The organism is Xanthomonas sp. NCPPB 1068, from assembly GCF_041479385.2.
Lineage (GTDB): Bacteria > Pseudomonadota > Gammaproteobacteria > Xanthomonadales > Xanthomonadaceae > Xanthomonas > Xanthomonas cannabis.
Genome location: NZ_CM192986.1, coordinates 1,512,206 through 1,532,216 on the forward strand (window position 1 = coordinate 1,512,206; position 20,011 = coordinate 1,532,216).

10 protein-coding genes and 1 other RNA gene are annotated in these 20,011 nt (G+C 63.0%); 3 read left to right on the plus strand and 8 right to left on the minus strand.

Annotated elements, in window-relative coordinates; translation table 11 throughout:
* Window positions 1–182: 182 nt before the first annotated feature.
* Entirely contained in the window at window positions 183–2,738 is a 2,556-nt protein-coding gene (mutS, locus tag ACCQ12_RS06515; protein ID WP_372383566.1) for a DNA mismatch repair protein MutS, read from the minus strand.
* A gap of 631 nt (window positions 2,739–3,369) precedes the next feature.
* Between mutS and ACCQ12_RS06520 the strand changes: the two genes are divergently transcribed.
* Complete coding sequence (locus ACCQ12_RS06520) at window positions 3,370–3,663, plus strand: hypothetical protein (RefSeq protein WP_052077005.1); 294 nt, start codon at window positions 3,370–3,372, stop codon at window positions 3,661–3,663.
* 867 nt (window positions 3,664–4,530) lie between these two features.
* Window positions 4,531–6,459, plus strand: coding sequence for an alpha-L-fucosidase (locus ACCQ12_RS06525; protein WP_372383567.1), 1,929 nt, complete (start codon window positions 4,531–4,533; stop codon window positions 6,457–6,459).
* Between the two features lie 395 nt (window positions 6,460–6,854).
* Here ACCQ12_RS06525 and ACCQ12_RS06530 read toward each other — a convergent pair whose 3' ends face one another.
* From ACCQ12_RS06530 to ACCQ12_RS06560, 7 genes are all read right to left on the minus strand, one after another.
* The gene (locus ACCQ12_RS06530) at window positions 6,855–7,457 is read right to left on the minus strand and encodes a hypothetical protein (protein WP_147423591.1); all 603 of its coding nucleotides are present in this window, start codon (window positions 7,455–7,457) and stop codon (window positions 6,855–6,857) included.
* 301 nt (window positions 7,458–7,758) lie between these two features.
* Complete coding sequence (locus tag ACCQ12_RS06535; protein ID WP_372383209.1) at window positions 7,759–8,781, minus strand: hypothetical protein; 1,023 nt, start codon at window positions 8,779–8,781, stop codon at window positions 7,759–7,761.
* 1,036 nt (window positions 8,782–9,817) lie between these two features.
* The gene (gene galA, locus ACCQ12_RS06540) at window positions 9,818–12,385 is read right to left on the minus strand and encodes a beta-galactosidase GalA (protein ID WP_372383210.1); all 2,568 of its coding nucleotides are present in this window, start codon (window positions 12,383–12,385) and stop codon (window positions 9,818–9,820) included.
* Window positions 12,382–13,593 carry a glycoside hydrolase family 53 protein gene (locus tag ACCQ12_RS06545; protein WP_179454763.1) on the minus strand — a complete coding sequence of 404 codons (1,212 nt, stop codon included), beginning with the start codon at window positions 13,591–13,593 and terminating at the stop codon, window positions 12,382–12,384. The genes galA and ACCQ12_RS06545 overlap by 4 nt, the downstream gene beginning before the upstream one ends.
* A 195-nt stretch (window positions 13,594–13,788) precedes the next feature.
* Window positions 13,789–13,861: non-coding RNA, sX9 sRNA (locus tag ACCQ12_RS06550), on the minus strand.
* A 68-nt stretch (window positions 13,862–13,929) separates the two neighbouring features.
* Complete coding sequence (locus tag ACCQ12_RS06555; protein ID WP_372383211.1) at window positions 13,930–16,620, minus strand: TonB-dependent receptor; 2,691 nt, start codon at window positions 16,618–16,620, stop codon at window positions 13,930–13,932.
* A 366-nt stretch (window positions 16,621–16,986) separates the two neighbouring features.
* Window positions 16,987–18,372 (minus strand): helix-turn-helix domain-containing protein, encoded by a 1,386-nt coding sequence (locus ACCQ12_RS06560; protein ID WP_372383212.1) that lies wholly within the window; start codon window positions 18,370–18,372, stop codon window positions 16,987–16,989.
* 133 nt (window positions 18,373–18,505) lie between these two features.
* Between ACCQ12_RS06560 and ACCQ12_RS06565 the strand changes: the two genes are divergently transcribed.
* Window positions 18,506–20,011 (plus strand): CoA-acylating methylmalonate-semialdehyde dehydrogenase, encoded by a 1,506-nt coding sequence (locus ACCQ12_RS06565; RefSeq protein WP_104581030.1) that lies wholly within the window; start codon window positions 18,506–18,508, stop codon window positions 20,009–20,011.

The following is a 20,011-nucleotide window of genomic DNA, read 5'->3' on the forward strand; positions in this document are numbered from 1 at the left end:
GCAGGGTGCGCCCGTCGCGCCGACAGAGCAATCCATGCGGCATCGCGGCAGGTCAGCCGTCACGCACTGCACTTCTGCGGCCACCGATTCCTGCAGCGCATTGCATCCGCAAGCGCAGCAAGCATCAGCCATGCAGCTCCGCTCTTACAAATCCCAAATCCCGACTCCCCAATCCCGGCACCTCAAATCAACGCCTTCAACCGATACAAGGCCTCCAGCGCCTGCTTGGGCGTGAGCTCGTCCGGATCCAGGGCCTGCAGCGCTTCCTGCGCGGCGGAAGAGGGCGCGGTGAACAGCCCGAACTGTTGCGGCGCATCCAGCGCGGCCGGCGCCATCTGCGCGCTATGGCTTTCGCCGCCGCGTTGTTCCAGCTCCGCCAGGCGTCGTCGCGCCTGGGTCACTGCCGCCTTCGGCAGTCCGGCCAACGCGGCCACCTGCAAGCCAAAGCTGCGATTGGCCGGCCCATCCTTGACTGCATGCATGAACACCAGGCGCTCGCCGTGTTCGACCGCATCCAGATGCACATTCGCAATACCGCTGGCGCCACCGGCATGCGATTCGTCCGCCAGCGCGGTGAGCTCGAAATAATGCGTGGCAAACAGCGTGTAGCAGCGATTGGTGTGCGCCAGATGGCGCGCCACCGCATCGGCCAGCGCCAGGCCATCGTAGGTGGAGGTGCCGCGGCCGATCTCGTCCATCAGCACCAGCGAGTGCGGGGTGGCGTGATGCAGGATGTAGCTGGTTTCAGCCATTTCCACCATGAAGGTGGATTGCCCGCGTGCCAGGTCATCGCCGGCGCCGATACGGGTGAGGATGCGGTCGATCGGCCCGATCACCGCGCGGCTGGCAGGCACGTAGCTGCCGATATGCGCCAACAGCACGATCAAGGCGTTCTGCCGCATGTAGGTCGACTTACCGCCCATGTTCGGGCCGGTGATCACCAGCATGCGGCGGTCGGCATGCAGCTCCAGATCGTTGGGTTCGAACGGCTGGTCGCGCACCGCTTCCACCACCGGGTGGCGGCCGCGTTCGATGCGCAGGCACGGTGCGCTGTCCAGCTCCGGCTGCGACCAGTCCAGTGCCTGCGCGCGCTCGGCGAACGCGGCCAGCACATCCAGTTCGCTCAATGCACCGGCGCAGCGCTTGAGGCCTTCCAGCTCGGTGCCGAGCGCATCCAGCAGGCCTTCGTACAACAGTTTTTCGCGCGACAGCGAACGCTCGCGCGCGGACAGCACCTTGTCTTCGAAACTCTTGAGTTCTTCGGTGATGTAGCGCTCGGCGTTGGTCAGCGTCTGCCGGCGGCTGTAGTGCAACGGCGCCTTTTCCGCCTGGCCCTTGCTGATCTCGATGTAGTAGCCGTGCACGCGGTTGTAGCCGACCTTGAGCGTGGCGATGCCGCTGCTGGCGCGCTCGCGTTGTTCCAGATCGATCAGGAATTGGTCGGCATTGGTGGACAGGCGGCGCAGCTCATCCAGATCGGCGTCGTACCCGGTGGCGATGACGCCGCCGTCGCTGAGTTTGAGCGGCGGTTGCTCGGCCACGGCGCTGATCAACAGATGCGCGGTGGCATCGTGCTCGCCGAGTTCGGCAAACAAGGTCTGCAGCCGCGGCGAATCCAGCGGTGCCAGGATTGCGCGGACCTTCGGCAATAGTGCCAGGCCATCGCGCAGGGTGGAAAAGTCGCGCGGGCGCGCCGAACGCAATGCCACGCGGGTGAGGATGCGTTCCAGATCGCCTAGCGCGCGGAAGGCCTCGCGCACGTCGACATCGGCGCCCGCGTCGATCAAGGTGCCGACCGCGTGGTGGCGCTGCACCAGCACATCGCGCAGGCGCAGCGGGCGGTGCAGCCAACGCCGCAGCAGGCGCCCGCCCATCGGCGTGACCGTGCTGTCGAGCACCCCGAGCAAGGTATTGCGCGTGTCGCCATCCACGCGCGTATCCAGCTCCAGATGCCGGCGCGTGGCCGCGTTCATCGAAATCGCTTCGCTGGCCACTTCCATCGCGATGGAGGTCAGGTGCGGCAGCCGCTGTTTCTGGGTCTCTTCGACATACCCCAGCAAGGCGCCGGCCGCAGCGGTGGCGCAGGGCTTGTCGTCGATGCCGAAGCCGGACAGGTCGTGCAATTTGAAGAACGCCAGCAACTGGCGCCGGCCACTGTCGGCGTCGAACAGCCACGGCGGCCGACGCCGCACGCCGATACGCCCGCGCAGGAACTCCGGCCAGTTGTCTTCATCGGGCACCAGCAGCTCGGCCGGCTCCAGGCGCGCGATCTCAGCTTCCAGCGCATCCACGCTGTCCACTTCGTTGACCAGGAAGCGCCCGCCGGCCAGATCGGCCCAGGCCAGGCCGTAGCCCTGCTTGCTGCGCGAAATCGCCATCAACAAGGTGTCGCGGCGCTCGTCCAGCAGCGCCTCGTCGGTGACCGTGCCCGGGGTGACGATACGCACCACCTTGCGCTCGACCAGCCCCTTGGCCAGCGCCGGGTCGCCGATCTGCTCGCAGATCGCCACCGACTCGCCCAACGCGACCAGCCGCGCCAGGTAGCCTTCATACGCATGCACCGGCACACCCGCCATCGGAATCGGCGCACCACCGGAGCTGCCGCGCTGGGTCAGGGTGATATCCAGCAGGCGCGCCGCCTTGCGCGCATCGTCGTAGAACAGCTCGTAGAAATCGCCCATGCGGAAGAACAGCAGCAGGTCGGGGTAGTCCGACTTGGCGGCGAAGAACTGCTTCATCAGCGGCGTGTGCTCGGGGGTTCCCGTGCCTTGCTTGGCTTTGTCTTTGGTGTCGGTGGTTTGCAATTACGTCTTCCGGAATCTGGCGCGGTGAGGGGCGGGCAGGTGGTGACCCGCAGTGCCGGTGGCAGGCGTGTGGCCGGGCGCTCCGCGCGGCGGCTGAGCTGGCTGGGTCAACGGCGGCGTGCAAGTTTAAGCCGAGCCGCCCGGGATCGCGATCCGGGCGCTTGCCCATGCGCCGGCGGCTCAGTTGTTGCGGGGGCGACGCGCTTCTGCCCGGCCCGGCGCAGCGGTGGCGATGCCTTCATCGCAGGCAGGGGGCGCGGCCGGTGGTGACGCTGGAGCAAGCCGATCACCGCTGATGACAGGGATACCAGCCAAGGTGGCGGTTGGTTGGCGCTCTTGCGACACGCTGCATCGGGCCTCAGATTCAGGCTGCGTGGCGGCCGGAGGTCATGCCCCCTGTCGAGATGGCGTCCGACGGTGCTGATCAGCCGTGCCGTTATCTTGCTGAAGGCCTTCGCCTGTCTCGGCAGGTGCCGCTCAGGTGATCCAGGGCCGAGCCACTCCACATCGCCGTGGCGGCGGCGGGGCTAGAGTGCCCAGCCACTCATCACGTACGACACGCCGCATGGATAACCGACATCAGGAATGGATGCAGGCCGTCACCGACGCGCTCAGCGACCTGCTGGCCGCGCGCGTTGCGCAGGCCACGCTGCTGGAGGCCATGCTGGTCTCGCATCCGGATCCGGTCGCCTTGAGAAAGGCATGGGACGAGCTGTCGTCTCAGCGGATTGCCGTCGTTGCACAGAACAAGGCCGCCGCTGCGGTGGAGCGGCCGATGGATGGCTACACGCTGGACCAATTCCAGGCCTGGGAAGAAAAGTTTCGCCGCTATTTTCCGCGCGATGTGGATCTGGAATAAACGGAGGCGCGACCGCGCGTTCTTGCCGGCAACCAAAGAGTCGGTGTGCAGTGTGCGCCCTCGAGGCCTGCGTGCTTCGATGATGAGAGCGCTGCACAAGCGGCAATATTCCTGAAGTCCGTTGGCGCATCTCCGGCCCACCAAGCTGGCCAGAGGCATCGGGCTGAAGGTCAGACGTCCCCCATCCGCCCTTCGGGCACCTTCCCCCGCAGGCGGGAGAAGGGACCGCGGTTGCGGTGTGCCATGCACTGGCGTGTCGCATCTCCGGCGGGGGTCACGCTGTAGTTGCCTTGCGCTTGGCAGAGCGCTGCAAGACACGGATCTCGTCGAGTGGTTTGCCATTGCCGGATCGCTTAAGCATGCTTCTGCGGCAGAAGATGACCGCAACATCTCCGCTGCTGCGTGCGGTGACTGGCCAGTCTATTCCGCTGCCGGAGAGGTGGCCCGATCAGCCAACGCAGTTGCTGAAACGCGACGACCTGTGGGCTCCCGGCAAGTCAGTGTCGGCCAAAATAAGCAGTTTACGGTCAATGTTGAAGCCAATACTTGGCGCATGTCAGTCCGCATCAATTGTCGTGCGGGCGATGTTGGTTGTCGTCGGATAGCCATTGTTTGTCCTGTTCGCGGAGCTCGCTTGGCCTGCGGAAACAGCATGGACATGCGAGCACCAACGACACAGTGCAAGCCGAGGTCGTTGGCCGCCCAGCCACGAATGCGCGCAGTTGCTGGCACGCGCGTCAACGCAATCTGTGCAGGGTCTGCTTATGTATGCGCCGTGCCTTGCACACACGCCTGTCGCTTCAGGGCTGGAACTCTTTCGTCTTTGGAAAAGCTAAGATCGAAGCTTGTGCAATGTCGGAGGCGCCAATGATCGATCGTCGTACCTTTCTTGCTACGGGTGTGGCGGCCGCTGCCGCCAGCTTCAGTGCATCGGCGGCCCGGATCGCGCAGACACCGCGCGCCAACGGGCCGGCGCCGTGGGGCGCAGTGCCCAGCGCACGCCAGCTGCGGTGGCATCGGTGGGAGCAATACGCCTTCGTGCATTTTGCGATGAACACCTTCACCGACAAGGAATGGGGCTACGGCGACGAGGATCCGCGCAAGTTCGATCCCAGCGATTTATCAGCCGATCAAATTGTCGCTGCGGCCAAGGCCGGCAATCTGAAAGGACTCATTTTCACGGCCAAACACCACGATGGTTTCTGTCTTTGGCCGACACGCCTGACCGAGCATTGCATTCGCAACTCGCCCTACAAGAACGGCAAGGGCGACATCGTCGGCGAAATGGCAGCGGCGTGCCGACGCGCTGGCCTGGCGTTCGGTCTTTACCTCTCACCCTGGGATCGCAACCACGCCGAGTATGGTCGCCCCGGCTATATCGACTATTTCCGCAAACAGATCGTCGAACTCTGCACGGGCTATGGCGACCTGTTCGAGTTCTGGTTCGACGGTGCCAATGGCGGTGACGGCTATTACGGTGGCGCACGCGAATCACGCAAGATCGACGCGCCGGCGTACTACAACTGGCCGCGGATGATCGAGCTGGTGCACCAGCACCAACCAATGGCCTGCACCTTCGACCCACTCGGTGCCGATATCCGCTGGGGCGGCAATGAGGACGGCATCGCCGGCGATCCGAGCTGGCCGACCATGCCGAATGCCCCGTACACCCAGGAAAACGGCAATTCCGGCGTGCGCGGCGGGGCGCTGTGGTGGCCGGCTGAAACCAACACGTCGATCCGCCCGGGCTGGTTCTACCACGCCGATGAAGACGGCAAGGTGCGTAGCCCGGAAAACCTGGTGCGCTATTTCGACACCTCGGTCGCGCGCGGCACCAACATGAACCTCAATCTCCCACCCGACCGACGCGGCCGCATTCCCGACCATGACGTGGCGGTGCTGCAGAGTTTCGGCGACGCCATCCGCGCCAGCTTCGCCATCGATCTGGCCAAGGGCGCCAGGGCCAGCGCCAGCGCGTCACGCGGTGCCGGGTTCGAGCCGGCGCGCGTGCTCGACCGCCAGCCGGACAGCTACTGGTCCACGCCGGATGAGATCACTACGCCCACGCTGACGTTGGAGCTGTCGGCGCTGCGCAGCTTCGATCTGATCCGGCTACGCGAATACCTGCCGCTGGGCGTGCGCGTCACCCGCTTTGCGGTCGAAGCCGAAGTCGATGGCCACTGGCGGCGGCTGGCCGAAGCGCAATGCATCGGTGCCCAGCGGATCCTGCGGCTCGATCGCCCGATCACCGCGCGCCGTGTGCGTTTGGTCGTGCTCGAGGCGCCGGTCTGCCCGGCGATCAGCGAATTCGCGCTGTTCCGCGCGGTTGCGCCAGTCCCGGTTGCGCGGCCGGCGGCGAACGCGCCGGATGTGCTGTCAACTGCAGGCTGGCGCATCGTGGAAGCCAGCGCGCCGGGATCGGAGGCATTGCTGGACGACGATGCCAGCACGATCTGGACCGTGCCCGCTCCTACATCTGGCCACCCCGTGCAGGTGACCATCGACCTTGGCGAACTGCGTGACGTTGCCGGCTTCAGTCTCACGCCCTCGCGCACGGTGATGAACGGTGCGGCGCCGCCGAAGGGCTATCGTGCCGAAAGCAGCGAGGATGGTCAGCACTGGCAGCCGGCCGGCGGCGGCGAGCTGTCCAATATCGCCTATGCGCTCTCGACCCAACGGCTCAATTTCCCCGAAGTCCGCCAGATCCGCTACCTGCGGCTGTCGTTCGCGGAAACGGCGGCGCCTGCCGAGCGGCTGGCGATTGCGGGGATCGGTGCGTTTTCGCGTATGCGATAAGCGCTTGCCCCCCCTCGCGGCCATGCGCCGCGAGGGGGGGCGTAGTTGAAGCGGTGCAGTTTCACTGGTTTGAAAATGCGTGAAATCGGTGAAGACGAGGTGGGAGCATCGGCGACTTTGCCGAGACTGTACGCTATTGCTTGCCCCTACCGCGGCATTGGCGGGTTGTATGTGTCGACGTAGACAATCGAATGCAAGTGTTCAGGTGAAGCGACGAGGACGGGAATAGTTATCTGACGATATGTCAACGGCACTAACAAATAGTGCTGCATGGATTCCTGAGTGCGAAGTCCCGGGCCCACGAAATGCCGCAGGCCCGGGGTTGCGATTCTTGCTGCTACCGGAAATTAAGTAACCGCATAAATGTCCCGTGCGCAAGAAAATGCGGTTATCAGTCAAATTTTCTGATAGTCGCAGGTCAGATTTTCAAACTCGGGTAAATATCCTTGGTGGTCATAAGTCCCGCCGGCGTAGGTGCATACACGCTCAAGAGTACGTCCCGAAAGCCTGACTTTGCCATTCCATTTGTTCTCGCAACCCTTGTATGCCGGGATAACATAAGAATTGGGTGTTCCACCAGTCACGTGCAGCTTGCCAAAGCGTTCGCCCATCAAGACTGCGGCTCTGCCCTTGAAGCCCGGTTTAGGCTGGCACTGCGTAGTTTCACTCCGTTCGTGGCATGCGCTCCAGCTAGAGCCTTTGCTCCCGCTCAAGGAAAACGGGCCCCAGCCAGCAGGGGCAGGGAGCTCGAAGCTTGCACCAAGTTCAAACGATTCTTCATAGCACTGGCTCGTGCCAGACGTCAGCGAAACGACAACGCATTCGCCTCCTCGGTCGTTATAGCATGTGGCCCACCTTGAAGGGTCGATAAATTCTGATTTCTGATTTTTGCCTAGCCATCCTTGAAAAGAGGTGGTTAATTCTGCCGCCTCAGCAACGCCAACGGTCGCAGCTGCCGCAAACAAAAATGGCGCAATTTTGTTCTTTAAAAATTTCATTTTGAATCCTTGGGTGGTGATAGGTGGCTAAATGGGAAATTCAAAGCGTGAAGCGTGGCGCACGGAAAATTTATGAAAGATCCTAAATAAATATTTTATTGAGTGTTTTAGGTGTGGCTAGATTTAAATACAATTTTCCGCAGCTCAAAATCGTTACGGCACTGCCGTAGCCGATGAAACTGAAATTGATGCACTAGCATGGTCTCTGCCACACTAGTTTGGAAATTGAAATTTTTCTGGTCTATGCCTCGGGTATTTTAGGCTATCGGCTCAAAAATCGGGTTTCGTTTGCGAATCGCTATTAGCTGTGGCCCGATACGATAACTTGTCTAAATCTATCGCGTTCTTCAGTGGTTGCCGACGGCCGCGCGACTGCGCTTACAAGCGTGGCGCGAAGCGGCGGGGTCAACTCGACGTCTCCGCTATTGATGGAATCAAGCGTTTGCATGACTAATGAACTGTTTGCATCGCGTCTGATGAATTCAACCGCTGCATCAGCGGCGCCTTCAGGTGAGGAAAGTCTATATATCTTCTGAGCTGCCAAGCCACGAACGACCTCTTCGCTTTGGCCGGAAACAACCGAGTTCAATTGAGAAATTGCGTTGGTCCGTAACTTTCCTGCATCTGCAGAATCGTCTTTTTCTATCGTTCCAATGAAATTTAGCGCGGCAACTGCGGTGCGGGTGTCCGTACTTTGGTCGCTGAGACTTGATAGGGCATTTGCCAGAACATTTCGTGATGCTTGACCCGGAAGGTTCGAATACGTTTCATACATATGCGAATACAGAGTCTTATCCTTACTATCCCATATCCTGTTTGCTTCGTTAAGAAGGATGGATCTGCCTTCCGGACTGATCGCAAGCATGTTTCGCATCACGTCGCGGTCCATTTGATTGTTGGCGGGCATCTGGCCGTAGAAATCCGCGACAGCTTTCTTTGTGTTTTGATCTGCGTCGATGGCTATGGCCAGCCGCTGCGCGAAGGCATCGCGTTCTGCGCGAGACATTGGCGGGTCGGCGTAGAAACGTGCATAAAATGATTTTATGTGATATTGAACGTCCCCGGCAGAAAATGGCTTGTCGCCTTGAGGTGCTATGAAGTCGCTTTCGTCCCAATGCAGGTGATGATCGCTCGATTGGTTTGCAGGCCGATGACTGGACGGTGTCCTTGAGTTGGCGGTGCTCGCGTTTTTTTCGCTATCGACTGATGAAGCGACATTCATCGGGATGGCGGATTGATAAAAGTATAGTGCTGCGCTGAGAAGCAAGCCTCCAGTAATAAGGATGGGCGTGTATTTTTGTGTTCTTGAGTTCTGATCGTTCATCGGCTGAGTAAGTCCAGGTGAGTTGACTGATCTGTATGCCGGTGGGGCCTTTTGGACTGCTTGTTGTGATGCTTCGGTGCAGGGCGCATGTATGGATATTGATGCACGCCTGAAATTTTCAACATTTATCTTTTATCGATAAACTTAACTAGTTGAAAGCTGCGAGCGGAGGTTGGAACGGAACTGCGATTTTGGGGCATCTAGAATCGGCGCTTTGCATATGTTCCTGGCGGTCGCAGTTCTAAATATTTCATGTGGATGCTGTTTTCGTTTTCGCTGAACGTGCGCTGTGCGTTCGCGTAAAGTACGCGCTATGAGGTTTATACAAATGTCATTGCGTGACACGTACTGCCAAAGAACGAAAAATGCTGCTTGTGTGAATTTAAATATAATTCTTGACTGAAGAATTTTCGGTGGGGGCTGGTTCGATTAATAGTCGTGCTCTCAATCTGAGCAGTTATCTGGGATTGTTTGGTTGTATTCCTGGATGCGAAGTTAGTCGTTTATTTGCGATAAGTTGGACGATTATAGGCTTGGTTTGAAGGTCGCCATGAGGAAATGTGGGCCAGGCTAACCTTTTGTGGCATGTATAATTCGACCGGCGCGCCTTGCATGCCTGGGTTGGGAATCTGCTGATTGAGCGGCGCAAGTAGCAAAAAATTTCATCAAAATTATTACGCCGCGTTCTGTCAAACTCACTGTGAGGGGTAGATTTGCGCGGCGTCGATATCTTTTGCGAGGTGTCTTCGGTAAGGCCACTTGGGTTTGCCGAAGCAACCGTGACGCCGTACGACGACTTGTCGCATGTAGGACCGGAATGCCGGCGTGGAGCGCAGCACTGTGGTACTCCGGCGATTTCTGCCGGCGCTTAACTGACAGTGTGCGGGCCGCTTTGGGCTGTCAAGGCACACGGATGCCGGATTTTCTGCCGTTCAAGTGCTATGGCGCTTTGATGCTCTCCGCGTGATGCATGGCCGAGAAGCCGTGATCGGCTCTCGATTTTTTGATAAGGGACGCGTCGCCGGATGCCGGACGGTCAAAGGATGAAAGCGCGTGGCGTCGCGCGATCTGCGCTTAGACGCAGAGTCGTTGGCATTAGGCCTGCTGCATTTGCCTGCAGCACGATATCGCCGCTGTTGCGCGTGGTCTGCAGCAGGACGGCACACAACCCGTTAAACGCCTTGCGTTGCGGCGCCTTGTCGTCCTCGTGGCTGCTAGGGTCGCCGTTGCCGACGCCGATCAGGCGTGCGGGGCCGCGCACGGCGAACTGCACCTGATTGTCGGCGGTCGGCACCAGGCGCCCTTGCGCATCGACGATTTCCACCTTCACCACGGCTACGTCTTCCGCATTGGCGCGCAGTGCTTCGCGGTCGCAGCTCAGGCGGATCGCTGCCGGCTTGCCAGCGGTTTCGCGGCGTTCGGTGAGTACCAACTTGCCGCCGCGATAGCCGCGCGCTTCGATCGCGCCCGGTGCATACGCCACGCGCCATTCGACATGGCCGTAGGCCGGCACCTGCTGCAGGCCCTGGCTGACACCATTGACCAGCAGTTCCACCGCCTCGAGATTGCTATGGCACCAGACCGCGATGTGGCCGTTGTCGTCGGGCTGCAGCGCGCCATCCCAGTTCCAGTGCGGGAACAGATGCAGGACCGGTTCGCTGGTCCATTGTGCGCGGTAGTACCAGTAATTGTCTTTGGGAAAGCCGCAGCTATCGAGCACGCCGAATTGCGAAGCCACATTCGGCCAGCGGTTGTAGGGCGTGGGCTCGCCGCGATAGTCGAAGCCGGTCCAGATGAAGCCGCCGGCGATGTACGGGCGCTGCGCGACATAGCTCCACCACGCTTCGGCGGTACTGGCCCACCAGGGGTGGTCGAGGTCGTAGGCGCGGGTGTAGCCGCGTTTGTCGTCGCGCTGGTAGTTGCCGCGCACCGACACGGTGCTGCCGGTTTCGCTGCCGTAGATCGGAATGTCGGGGTATTGCGCGTGGAAGCCGTCCATCTGGCTGGTGCGGTAATTGAAGCCGACCACATCGACCACTTGACCGACGCCATCGCCGAAGCCTTTATCCATGGCAAAGGTGGTGGGGCGTGTGGGATCGAGCTGGCGCACGCGCTGTTGCATGCGGGCGACGATACGTGCGCCGCGCTCGGTGACCTGCTGCGGTTCTTCGTTGCCCAGCGACCACAGGATGACGCTGGGATGGTTGCGGCCGCGCCGTACCATCGTTTCCAGTTCGCCCATGGCTTCGGCGTCGGTGGACATGCGGCGGGTTTCTTCGATCACGAACATGCCCAGGCGGTCGCACAGCGCGAGCAGTTCCGGTGTGGCCGGATTGTGCGAGCTGCGGTAGGCGTTGCAGCCCATCGATTTGAGCTGGCGCAGGCGCCACTCATGCAGGCTGTCCGGGATGGCGGTGCCGACGCCGGCATGATCCTGGTGATTGTTGGTGCCGTGCAGCTTGAGCGGTGCGCCATTCAATAAGAAGCCGCGCTGCGCATCGAAGGCGATGCTGCGCACGCCGAACGGTGTGACCAATGCATCGACCGCTTTGCCGTCGCTGTGCACGCTGGTAGTCAAACTGTAGAGCTGCGGGGTGTCGATCGACCACAGCGCGGCCTGGCCGAGCGGCAGGGTCTGTTCGACGACCTGCACCTGGCCCGGCGCAACCGTGATGGTTGCGCTGGCTGCCTGGGCAACGGTGCGTCCATCCGGTGCGGTGATGCGCGCCTGCACCACGCATTGGCGTGGCGCTGTGCCGTCGTTGTGCACTTCGGTGGAGAGCTGCGCAGTGGCGTTGCCGTCCTGCACGGTGCTGCGCACGAACACGCCATCCTGCGGCAGGTGCAGCGGGTCGGTCTTCTGCAGCCACAGGTGCCGGTAGATGCCGGCGCCTTCGTAGAACCAGCCTTCGCCCAGTGTGGCATCCACGCGAATGGCGATGATGTTGGGCTTGCCATAGTCGAGCACCTCGCTGAGGTCGACTTCGAAGCCACAGTAGCCGCTGGCATTGCGGCCGACGATATGGCCGTTGCAGAACACGATGCAGTCGCGGAATACGCCATCGAACACCAGGCAGATTCGCTTGCCCAGATCGCTTGCCGGAATCTGCAGCGTGCGCCGATACCAACCCACACTGTTTTCCGGGAAGCTTGTGCCCAGTGGCTTGTAGCCATGCGCGGCGGCTGGGTCTTCCTCGGTCATGGCGGCGGAGATCGGCTCCTGCCGAAATGGCAGGGTGACGGCCCAGTCGTGTGGCAGGTCCACCTGCTGCCAGGCACTATCGTCGAACGCCAGCTGCGCGGCGGTGGCGGTGTCCTTGCCGGCCTTGGCGAAGCTGCGCTGAAAGGTGCCGAACTCGAAATCGCGCGATGCATCACTGGCGTGGCCCAGGTGGAAGCGCCAACCGAAGTCGAACAGCAGTCGCTCACGCGGCGCCAGCGCTGCATCGCCCAACGGCACAGGTGTTGCGGTGTCTTTTGCAGCGGCCGGGGCAGCCGCAGCGCTGGCAGACACCAGTGCACCGGCCGTGCCCACCGGCAATGCGGCGCTCACGCCACTGGCTAGCATGCCGCGCAGCAACTCACGCCGATTGATGCCACTCATGGTTGCGTCCTTTTGCCGACTTCTGCGGAACCGTCAGGCGTACTCGCAGCATGTTCGCTTGCGTTGGGCTTACGCGACGCAGGCACACCGGTGTACGGGTGGCGCATGAAGTCGATCGCCGGCAGCACCTCGTTGCCGTGCTTGAAGTCGAAGAAGCTGGCGTTTTCCCATGACGAGCCGGTGCCCCAGCGCGTCTTGCAACTGCTGCTGGTCCATGCCGGTTCCCAATACACCACGCCGGCACCACCGGTATCGATGACCAGTTGGGTGAGATCGACCATGTACTTCGCCTGGCCCTGCGGTGTGGCCGGGTAGCCGGCAATCAGCGAGTCTTCGCCGAGCAGGTTATGCGAGGTGTCGCCAGCGTCCAGCGTCCACGGGTACGCGGTTTCCACGACCACCACATCGGCGTCGTAACGCCCGCGCAGGCGCTTGATGGTCTTGCCCAGCTGCGCCATCGATTGGGTGGACCACTTGCGGTAGTAGCTGATGCCGATCAGATCGAAATCGGTGACCCCGGCCTTGGTGGCCGCGGCAAACCATGGCTCCACATTTTCCGGCTGGGCGATATGCAGCATCACCCGCGGCTTGATGGCGGAGCGCGCGCTCATGTCGCGCACTGCCTTGATGCCGGCATTGAACAGCTTGGCGTTGCGCTGCCAGTTGATCGGGCGCTTCTTGTCCCAGGGCGTGCTGTCCATCAGGTCGGAATTGCTTTCGTTGCCCACCTGCACCAGCTCCGGCATCAGGCCGGCGCGGTCGAGTGCGCTGAGCGTGTCGTAGGTGAAGCCGTAGAGCGTGCGCGCCAGTTCGTCGGTGTCGGTGATGCTGGCCCAGGCCTTGGGAATCAGCTGTTTTTCGCCGTCGGCCCAATCGTCGGAGTAGTGCAGGTCCAGCAACACCTGCATGCCTTGCGCGCGCGCACGCGCAATGGTTTTCTTGACGTCGGACAGGTCGCTGTATTTGGTCCAGCGCGCATCGTTCCACAGGCGCACCCGCACCAGGTTGGCGCCATGTGCGTGGAAAAGTTCGAACGGATCGGTGACCACGCCGTTCTCGCGGTATTGCACGCCGCATTCCTCCATCTCGTTGACGTAGGACAGGTCCGCGCCGAGATACAGCGTGGCCGGCGCCCGGCCGGCGTGTGCGGAGGTGGAAATGGCCAGCGCCAGTAGCGCGGGCGTCCAGAGACGGCGTGGTGAGCGCATGCAATTCCTCGACTGATAAACGTGGAGCAGGTGACAGCATGCCGCAGGCAACCGCGCTGCTGCACGGCCGCTGTGCAGAATCCAAACGTGGATTGCAGATTGCAGTCCACACTGCGGCTGCTGCTTTGTGCAGATGCGCGTTGATCGGATTGGCTGCGTTCAAGTGCTCGCAGCCGATCTGGCAACGCATAGGGTGGCCAACAAAACGTAGCGGTCGTCAGGCCGGTGCTGGCGGTGCGCTCAGCACCTCAGTGTACGAGCGGTATCTGCCGCACCGAACATCGAGCACCGAGCACGCCCGCCTTGCGGTGAGCGCCACTGTGTTGTTGACGGCGCTTAGAACCGGTAGGTCGCTTCCAGCTGGTAACGGCGGCCGAACACCTGGTAGCCGCCATCGTCCTGGTTGGCCAGACGGTTGGGCTTGTTGTCGGTGTAGGCGCGCAGCGGCTCGTTGGTGAGATTGCCGGCCTGGAAGCGGAAGCCCAGCTGCTTGCTGTACTGCCAGTTCAGGCTCAGATCCACCGTGCCTTCGCTCTGCAGGCGTGCCAGGCGCGCGGCATTCCAGCCGTACACCACGGTGTAGGGGCTGTGGTACTTGTAACCCACACGCGCTTCGAAGGTGCCGTTGCTGTACCACAGGTCGAAGGTGCCGGTCTTGCGTGCCAGGCCGCTGAGCGGCAGCGGGTTGTCTTCGGGCGAGAATTCCTTGAGGTTGGAATCCACCAACGAGAAGTTGGAGTAGACGCCGAAATTTTCCATGTGCGGGATGAAATAGAACGGCGTCTGGAAGGTGAGCTCGACACCGTTGATATGGCCGCCGCCGCCATTGAAGGGCGCGCTGACCAGGTAATCCAGGCCGTTGATGATTTCGCGGTCGGTGCGGTAGCCGATGCTGGAATCCACTTCCTTGCGGTACACCGCCAACGCCGCCAAGGCTTCCTTATGGAAGTACCACTCGTAGGACAGGTCGACCTGGGTGGCCTTGAACGGGTCCAGCTGCGGGTTGCCGCCGCTGCCGGTGAGCTGGCCGACGGTGACGCTGGGGTCGTCCAGGCGACGGCCGGTGCGCAGCTCGTCCAGCGGCGGACGCGCGATGACCTTGGCCACTGCAAAGCGCAGGATGCGCTGGTCGTCGATCAGGAAATTGAGCGTGGCGCTGGGCAGGACGTCGGTGTATTCCTTGCTGTCGGTGCTGGGCTGGATGGTGCTGCCCACCGAATCGAAACCGTCGCTGGTGGTCTTGGTGTTGACCAGGCGCACGCCGACATTGCCGGTGACATCGGTGCCGAACAGTTGCGAGCTGAAGACCGCCTTGGCGAAGGCTTCGCGCACATCTTCCTTGACGTTCCAATGGTCGAGCAGTTGTTCGTCGAGCGTGCCCGGATCGAAACCGCCAAAGCCCACCCGCGCGATCTCGGCCATGTTGCCGCCGGTCAGGGTGGGCACGTTCAAGTCGGGCATGGTGACCGGAAAGATCAGGTCCTGGTATGCCGCGATCGGTTGATCGAATCCGGACTGGTTGCCGATGAAGCGGCGGTTCTGTTTTTCGCGTCGTGCCGCGCGCGCACCGAACTCCAGCGAATTGAACGGACCTGCGTCCACCGCGCGGCTGGCGTTGAGCGCCAGCGCGGCGATCTTGTCGCGCAGCGCCTGCGGCTCGGTCTGGCCGTTGATGCCCCACTCGGGCGTGTCCGAGCTGGTGCTGATGGTGGGAGTGACGCTGCGGCGGAAATCGAACGAAACGGTGTCCGGGTTGCTGCCGAAGCGCACGGCCTGCCAGGTGTTGTCGCGCTTGGCCTGCGAGAACGACAGGTCGCTGCCCAGCGTCCACACATCGCCGCTCCACTTGGCGTTCAAACCGCCGGCGGTCAGCGTCTTGACCTCGTTGTAGTGGCTGACCACATGGTCGACCTGCAGGTTGGAATTGGCCAGGGTGCCGGCCACCACGTCGCCATCGACGATGGTGTAGGAGGAGCCCGGCGTGGTGTACGGATTGGCGCCGGTCGAGAAGGTGCTGAAGGCCAGGCCGTTGAACCAGTTCTGCAACTGGTCTTCGTCGATCTCGATGCGCGAATACAGGCCGTCGAACTTGAGTTCGAAGTTGCCCGAGCGCCACTGCACGGTGCCCATCGCACCGGTGCGGGTCTGCTCGGTCAGCTTGAGCTGGTCGGCTGCGCCGAAAGGGGTGGGGTCCACGGTGCCGTCGCCATCCACATCGCGCGAGGTGGCGGCATCGGTATAGCCCCAGCTGCCGATCGAGGAGTTGGCGTTTTTCTGCTTCTGATACGTGGCGCCCAGCGCCACCGCCAGGTTGTCGTTGATCTTGTGCACCCAGCTGGCGCCGAGGCGGCTGCCCCACGGGTTGTAGCCGTCCACATCCTTGGCGTGGTCGTAGAACACCGGGCCGGCGGTGCCGACGAAGCCGGGGCCGGTGTAGTCGAGCGGACTGATGGTGGAGATGTCCACGGTGGCGGCCAGGCCGCCGGCGACCAGATCCGCCGACTGGGTCTTGTAGACCTTGACGGTGGAGACGATCTCGGTGGGAAACACTTCCCAGCGCACCGCGCGGTTGGGTTCGGAGGAAGCGATCTCGCGCCCGTTGACGGTGCCCATGGTCATGCGCGGGCCCAGGCCGCGCACGGTGGCCAGGCTTTCGTTGCCGCGGTCGCGGGTGCCGTTGACGCCGGGCAGGCGCACCAGCGCTTCGGCCACGGTGACATTGGGCATCTGGCCCATGTTGTCGGCCGAGATCACTTCCATGACGTGATCGGACATCTGCTTGGTCTGCACGGCCTGGTTGAGGCTGGCGCGCTGGCCGATCACGGTGATGTTGTCCAGGGTTACCGGCGCCTGGCCGCTGGCGGCGCTGCTGCTGCCGGTGGCTGGCGGCACGGCAGGCGCGGTGTCCTGGGCCTGCGCACTGAAGGCGGTGGCCAGGACCAGGGCGATGGTGGTGCAGAGGACGTCGCGGACCGGCGTGCGGCGCAGGCGCCGGCTGGCCGAATGGCCGGTGTGGTGAACAGGCATCGGTTGATCCCTCCCAGGACAAAGTGACCGAATGAGTGGTGGTGGCTGCCGTGGCCCACCGGCGCCGACATGGGTCTGGCGCGGCCGAGCGGGCATGGCGGAGTGGTGCGGTGCGGTGTTACTGGAGCGGTGGTTGCTGTGGCGCTGCGGCGAACGATGTCGCGCTGGCGTCCCCTTGTCCTGCATGTGTCCGCTTCAGGGTAGAAGCGCGAGTCATTCCATTCCAATGAAGCATTTTGCGGCAGCTATCTCAGCTTGGAATGCTGCACTGCAGCGCTAGCGCCTGCTTGGTCACACTTCCGCGGTGGGTGCCGGTTTGGCCAGCCGAAGTTGCCCAGGGTGCCGCCTGGCACCGTGGTCTCGCCGCTAACGTGTGCTGGCGGCGAGCCGGGGCAGGGCAGGGAAGGCGCGCTGCACGCAATTGCTGCGCTCGCAGGTCAGGCAGCCCGGGCCGATCGGCACCGCATCGTCCACCGCGCCCAGATCCCAGCCGCGCGCATACACCAACTGGTCGGCATGGCGCAGGTCGCAGCCCATCGCCAGCGCGAAGGTCTTGCGCGGGCGGCCGTAGCCCGGCGCGCCGCTGCTGACCTGCCGCGCCAGCCAGAAATAGCGGCGTCCGTCGGGCATGCGCGCAATCTGGGTCAGGATGCGGTCGGGCTGGTTGAATGCCTCGTACACGATCCACAGCGGGCACGCGCCACCGACGTGCGAGAAGTGGAAGTCGGTGGCCGAGTGGCGCTTGGAGACATTGCCGGCCCGATCCACCCGCATGAAGAAGATCGGCAGCCCGGCCGCCCCCCGTCGCTGCAGGGTGCTGAGCCGATGGCACACCGCCTCGAAGCCGACCCCGAAGCGGTCCGCCAGCCATTCGATGTCGTAGCGCGAGCGCTGTGCGCTGTGCAGGAACTGGCTGTACGGCATCACCAGCGCGCCGGCGAAATAATTGGACAACCCGATGCGCGAAAGCGCGATGCGCTCGGCATCGGCGAAGCCGGCATCGGCAATGCGCGCGTCCAGCAACGGTGCGCATTCCAGCAATGCCAGCTGCGCGGCCATCTGGAAAGCCTGCTGGCCGGGGCGCAGATGCGCCGGCAGCCATAGCACGCGCGCCTGCGCATCCACGGCGCGCTTGTCGCTCTGCAGGTCGGTGGCCTCCTGCACGAGCAGGCCGTGGCGGTCGGCCAGACGTTGGCGCAGCCGCAGCGGCAGGTTTTCCGGGGTCAGCCCCAGTTCGGCATACAGCGCCTCGGCATGTTCATCCAGCTCGTGCAGGTAGTTGTGCGCGCGGTTGAAGTAATCGCGCACCTGTTCGCCGGGCGACAGCGAGGGCAGGGCGGCGTGCTCCACCCCGATCTGCACCTCCAGCGCGGCATTGCGCTCGAGCAGCTGCTGGTGGGCGCGATGCAGGTCCAGTAGCGCCTGCGCCACCTGCGGCAGGTTGCCGGTAAGCGCACGCAGCTCGGCCGGCGACAGCGTATGGCCCAGGCTGCGCAGCGATTCGTCCAGCGGTTCGACCAGCGCGGCCGGGTCGTCCAGGTCCAGCAGGCCGTCCAGATCGCCCAGCGTGGCCTTGAGCCGCTGCTGGATCGCCAGGGTGAGCGGGCGCTGGTTGCGCTCGATCTGGTTGAGATAGCTCGGCGACAGCCCTAGCCGGCGCGCCAGCTCGGCCTGGGTCAGGCCGTGGCGCTGACGCAGCCGCTGCAGGCGCAGGCCAAGCTGGTGGCGTAACGGGGACTGCGACTGGGGCATTCGCAAGATTCGCAAAATTGTGCCGCCAGCTTAGCGCGATTAAGCAGATGCTGGCTGGGAATGCGAGTGCGCGCTGCGAACAATGCGAAGCACTGGGCCGTCCGGCCCGATGTCTTCTGCGAGCGAGCCTGCAATGAGCGAATCCGTCCCCCGCGTGTCCCTGTTGATCGACGGCGAGTTGGTGGTCTCTGCCAGCGACCGTTGGCAGGACGTGGTCAATCCGGCCGACCAGTCGGTGCTGGCGCAGGTGCCGTTCGCCACCACCGCCGAAGTGGACGCGGCAGTAGCCGCGGCCAGCCGTGCCTTCACCAGCTGGCGCAAGACGCCGATCGGCACGCGCGCGCGCATCTTCTTGAAGTACCAGCAGCTGATCCGCGAGCACATGCCCGAGCTGGCCGCGCTGCTGAGCGCCGAGCAGGGCAAGACCCTGGCCGATGCCGAAGGCGATGTGTTCCGCGGGCTGGAAGTGGTGGAGCACGCCGCGGCGATCGGCAACCTGCAGCTGGGCGAATTGGCCAACAACGTGGCCAATGGCGTGGATACGTACAGCCTGCTACAGCCGTTGGGCGTGTGCGCCGGCATCACCCCGTTCAACTTCCCGGCGATGATTCCGCTGTGGATGTTCCCGATGGCCATCGCGACCGGCAACACCTTCGTGCTCAAGCCCTCCGAGCAAGACCCGATGGTGACCATGCGGCTGGTGGAACTTGCGCTGGAAGCCGGCATTCCCAAGGGCGTGCTCAACGTCGTGCATGGCGGCGAGGACGTGGTCAACGCGCTGTGCGATCACCCCGACATCAAGGCGCTGTCGTTCGTCGGCTCCACCAAGGTGGGCACGCACGTCTATCGCCGCGCCTCGCTGGCCGGCAAGCGCGTGCAATGCATGATGGGCGCCAAGAACCACGCCGTGGTGCTGCCGGACGCCAACCAGGAGCAGACCCTCAATGCGATGGTCGGTGCCGCATTCGGTGCTGCCGGCCAGCGCTGCATGGCGGCGTCCACGCTGGTGCTGGTGGGTGAGGCACGCGCGTGGATCCCGCAGCTGGTGGCCAAGGCCAAGGGCTTGAAGATCGGCGCCGGCAACGCCCCGGGCACCGAGGTCGGACCGCTGATTTCCTGCGCCGCGCGCGAGCGGGTGGAAGGCTTGATCGCCTCCGGCGTGGAGCAGGGCGCCACGCTGGAACTGGATGGTCGCGCCCCGAGCGTGCCGGGGTTCGAGCAGGGCAACTTTGTCGGCCCGACCATCTTCTCCGGCGTCAAACCCGGCATGCGCATCTACGACGAAGAAATCTTCGGGCCGGTGCTGGTGATTCTGGAAGCCGCCACGCTGGACGAAGCCATCGCCTTGGTCAACGCCAATCCCAACGGCAACGGCACGGCATTGTTCACCCAATCCGGTGCCGCCGCGCGGCGTTTCCAGGAAGACATCGATGTGGGCCAGGTCGGCATCAACGTGCCGATTCCGGTGCCGGTGCCGCTGTTTTCGTTCACCGGTTCGCGCGCCTCCAAGCTCGGCGACCTGGGCCCGTACGGCAAACAGGTGGTGATGTTCTACACCCAGACCAAGACCGTGACCGCGCGCTGGTTCGACGACGAAACGCTGGGCCACGGCGTCAACACCACCATCTCTCTCAAGTGA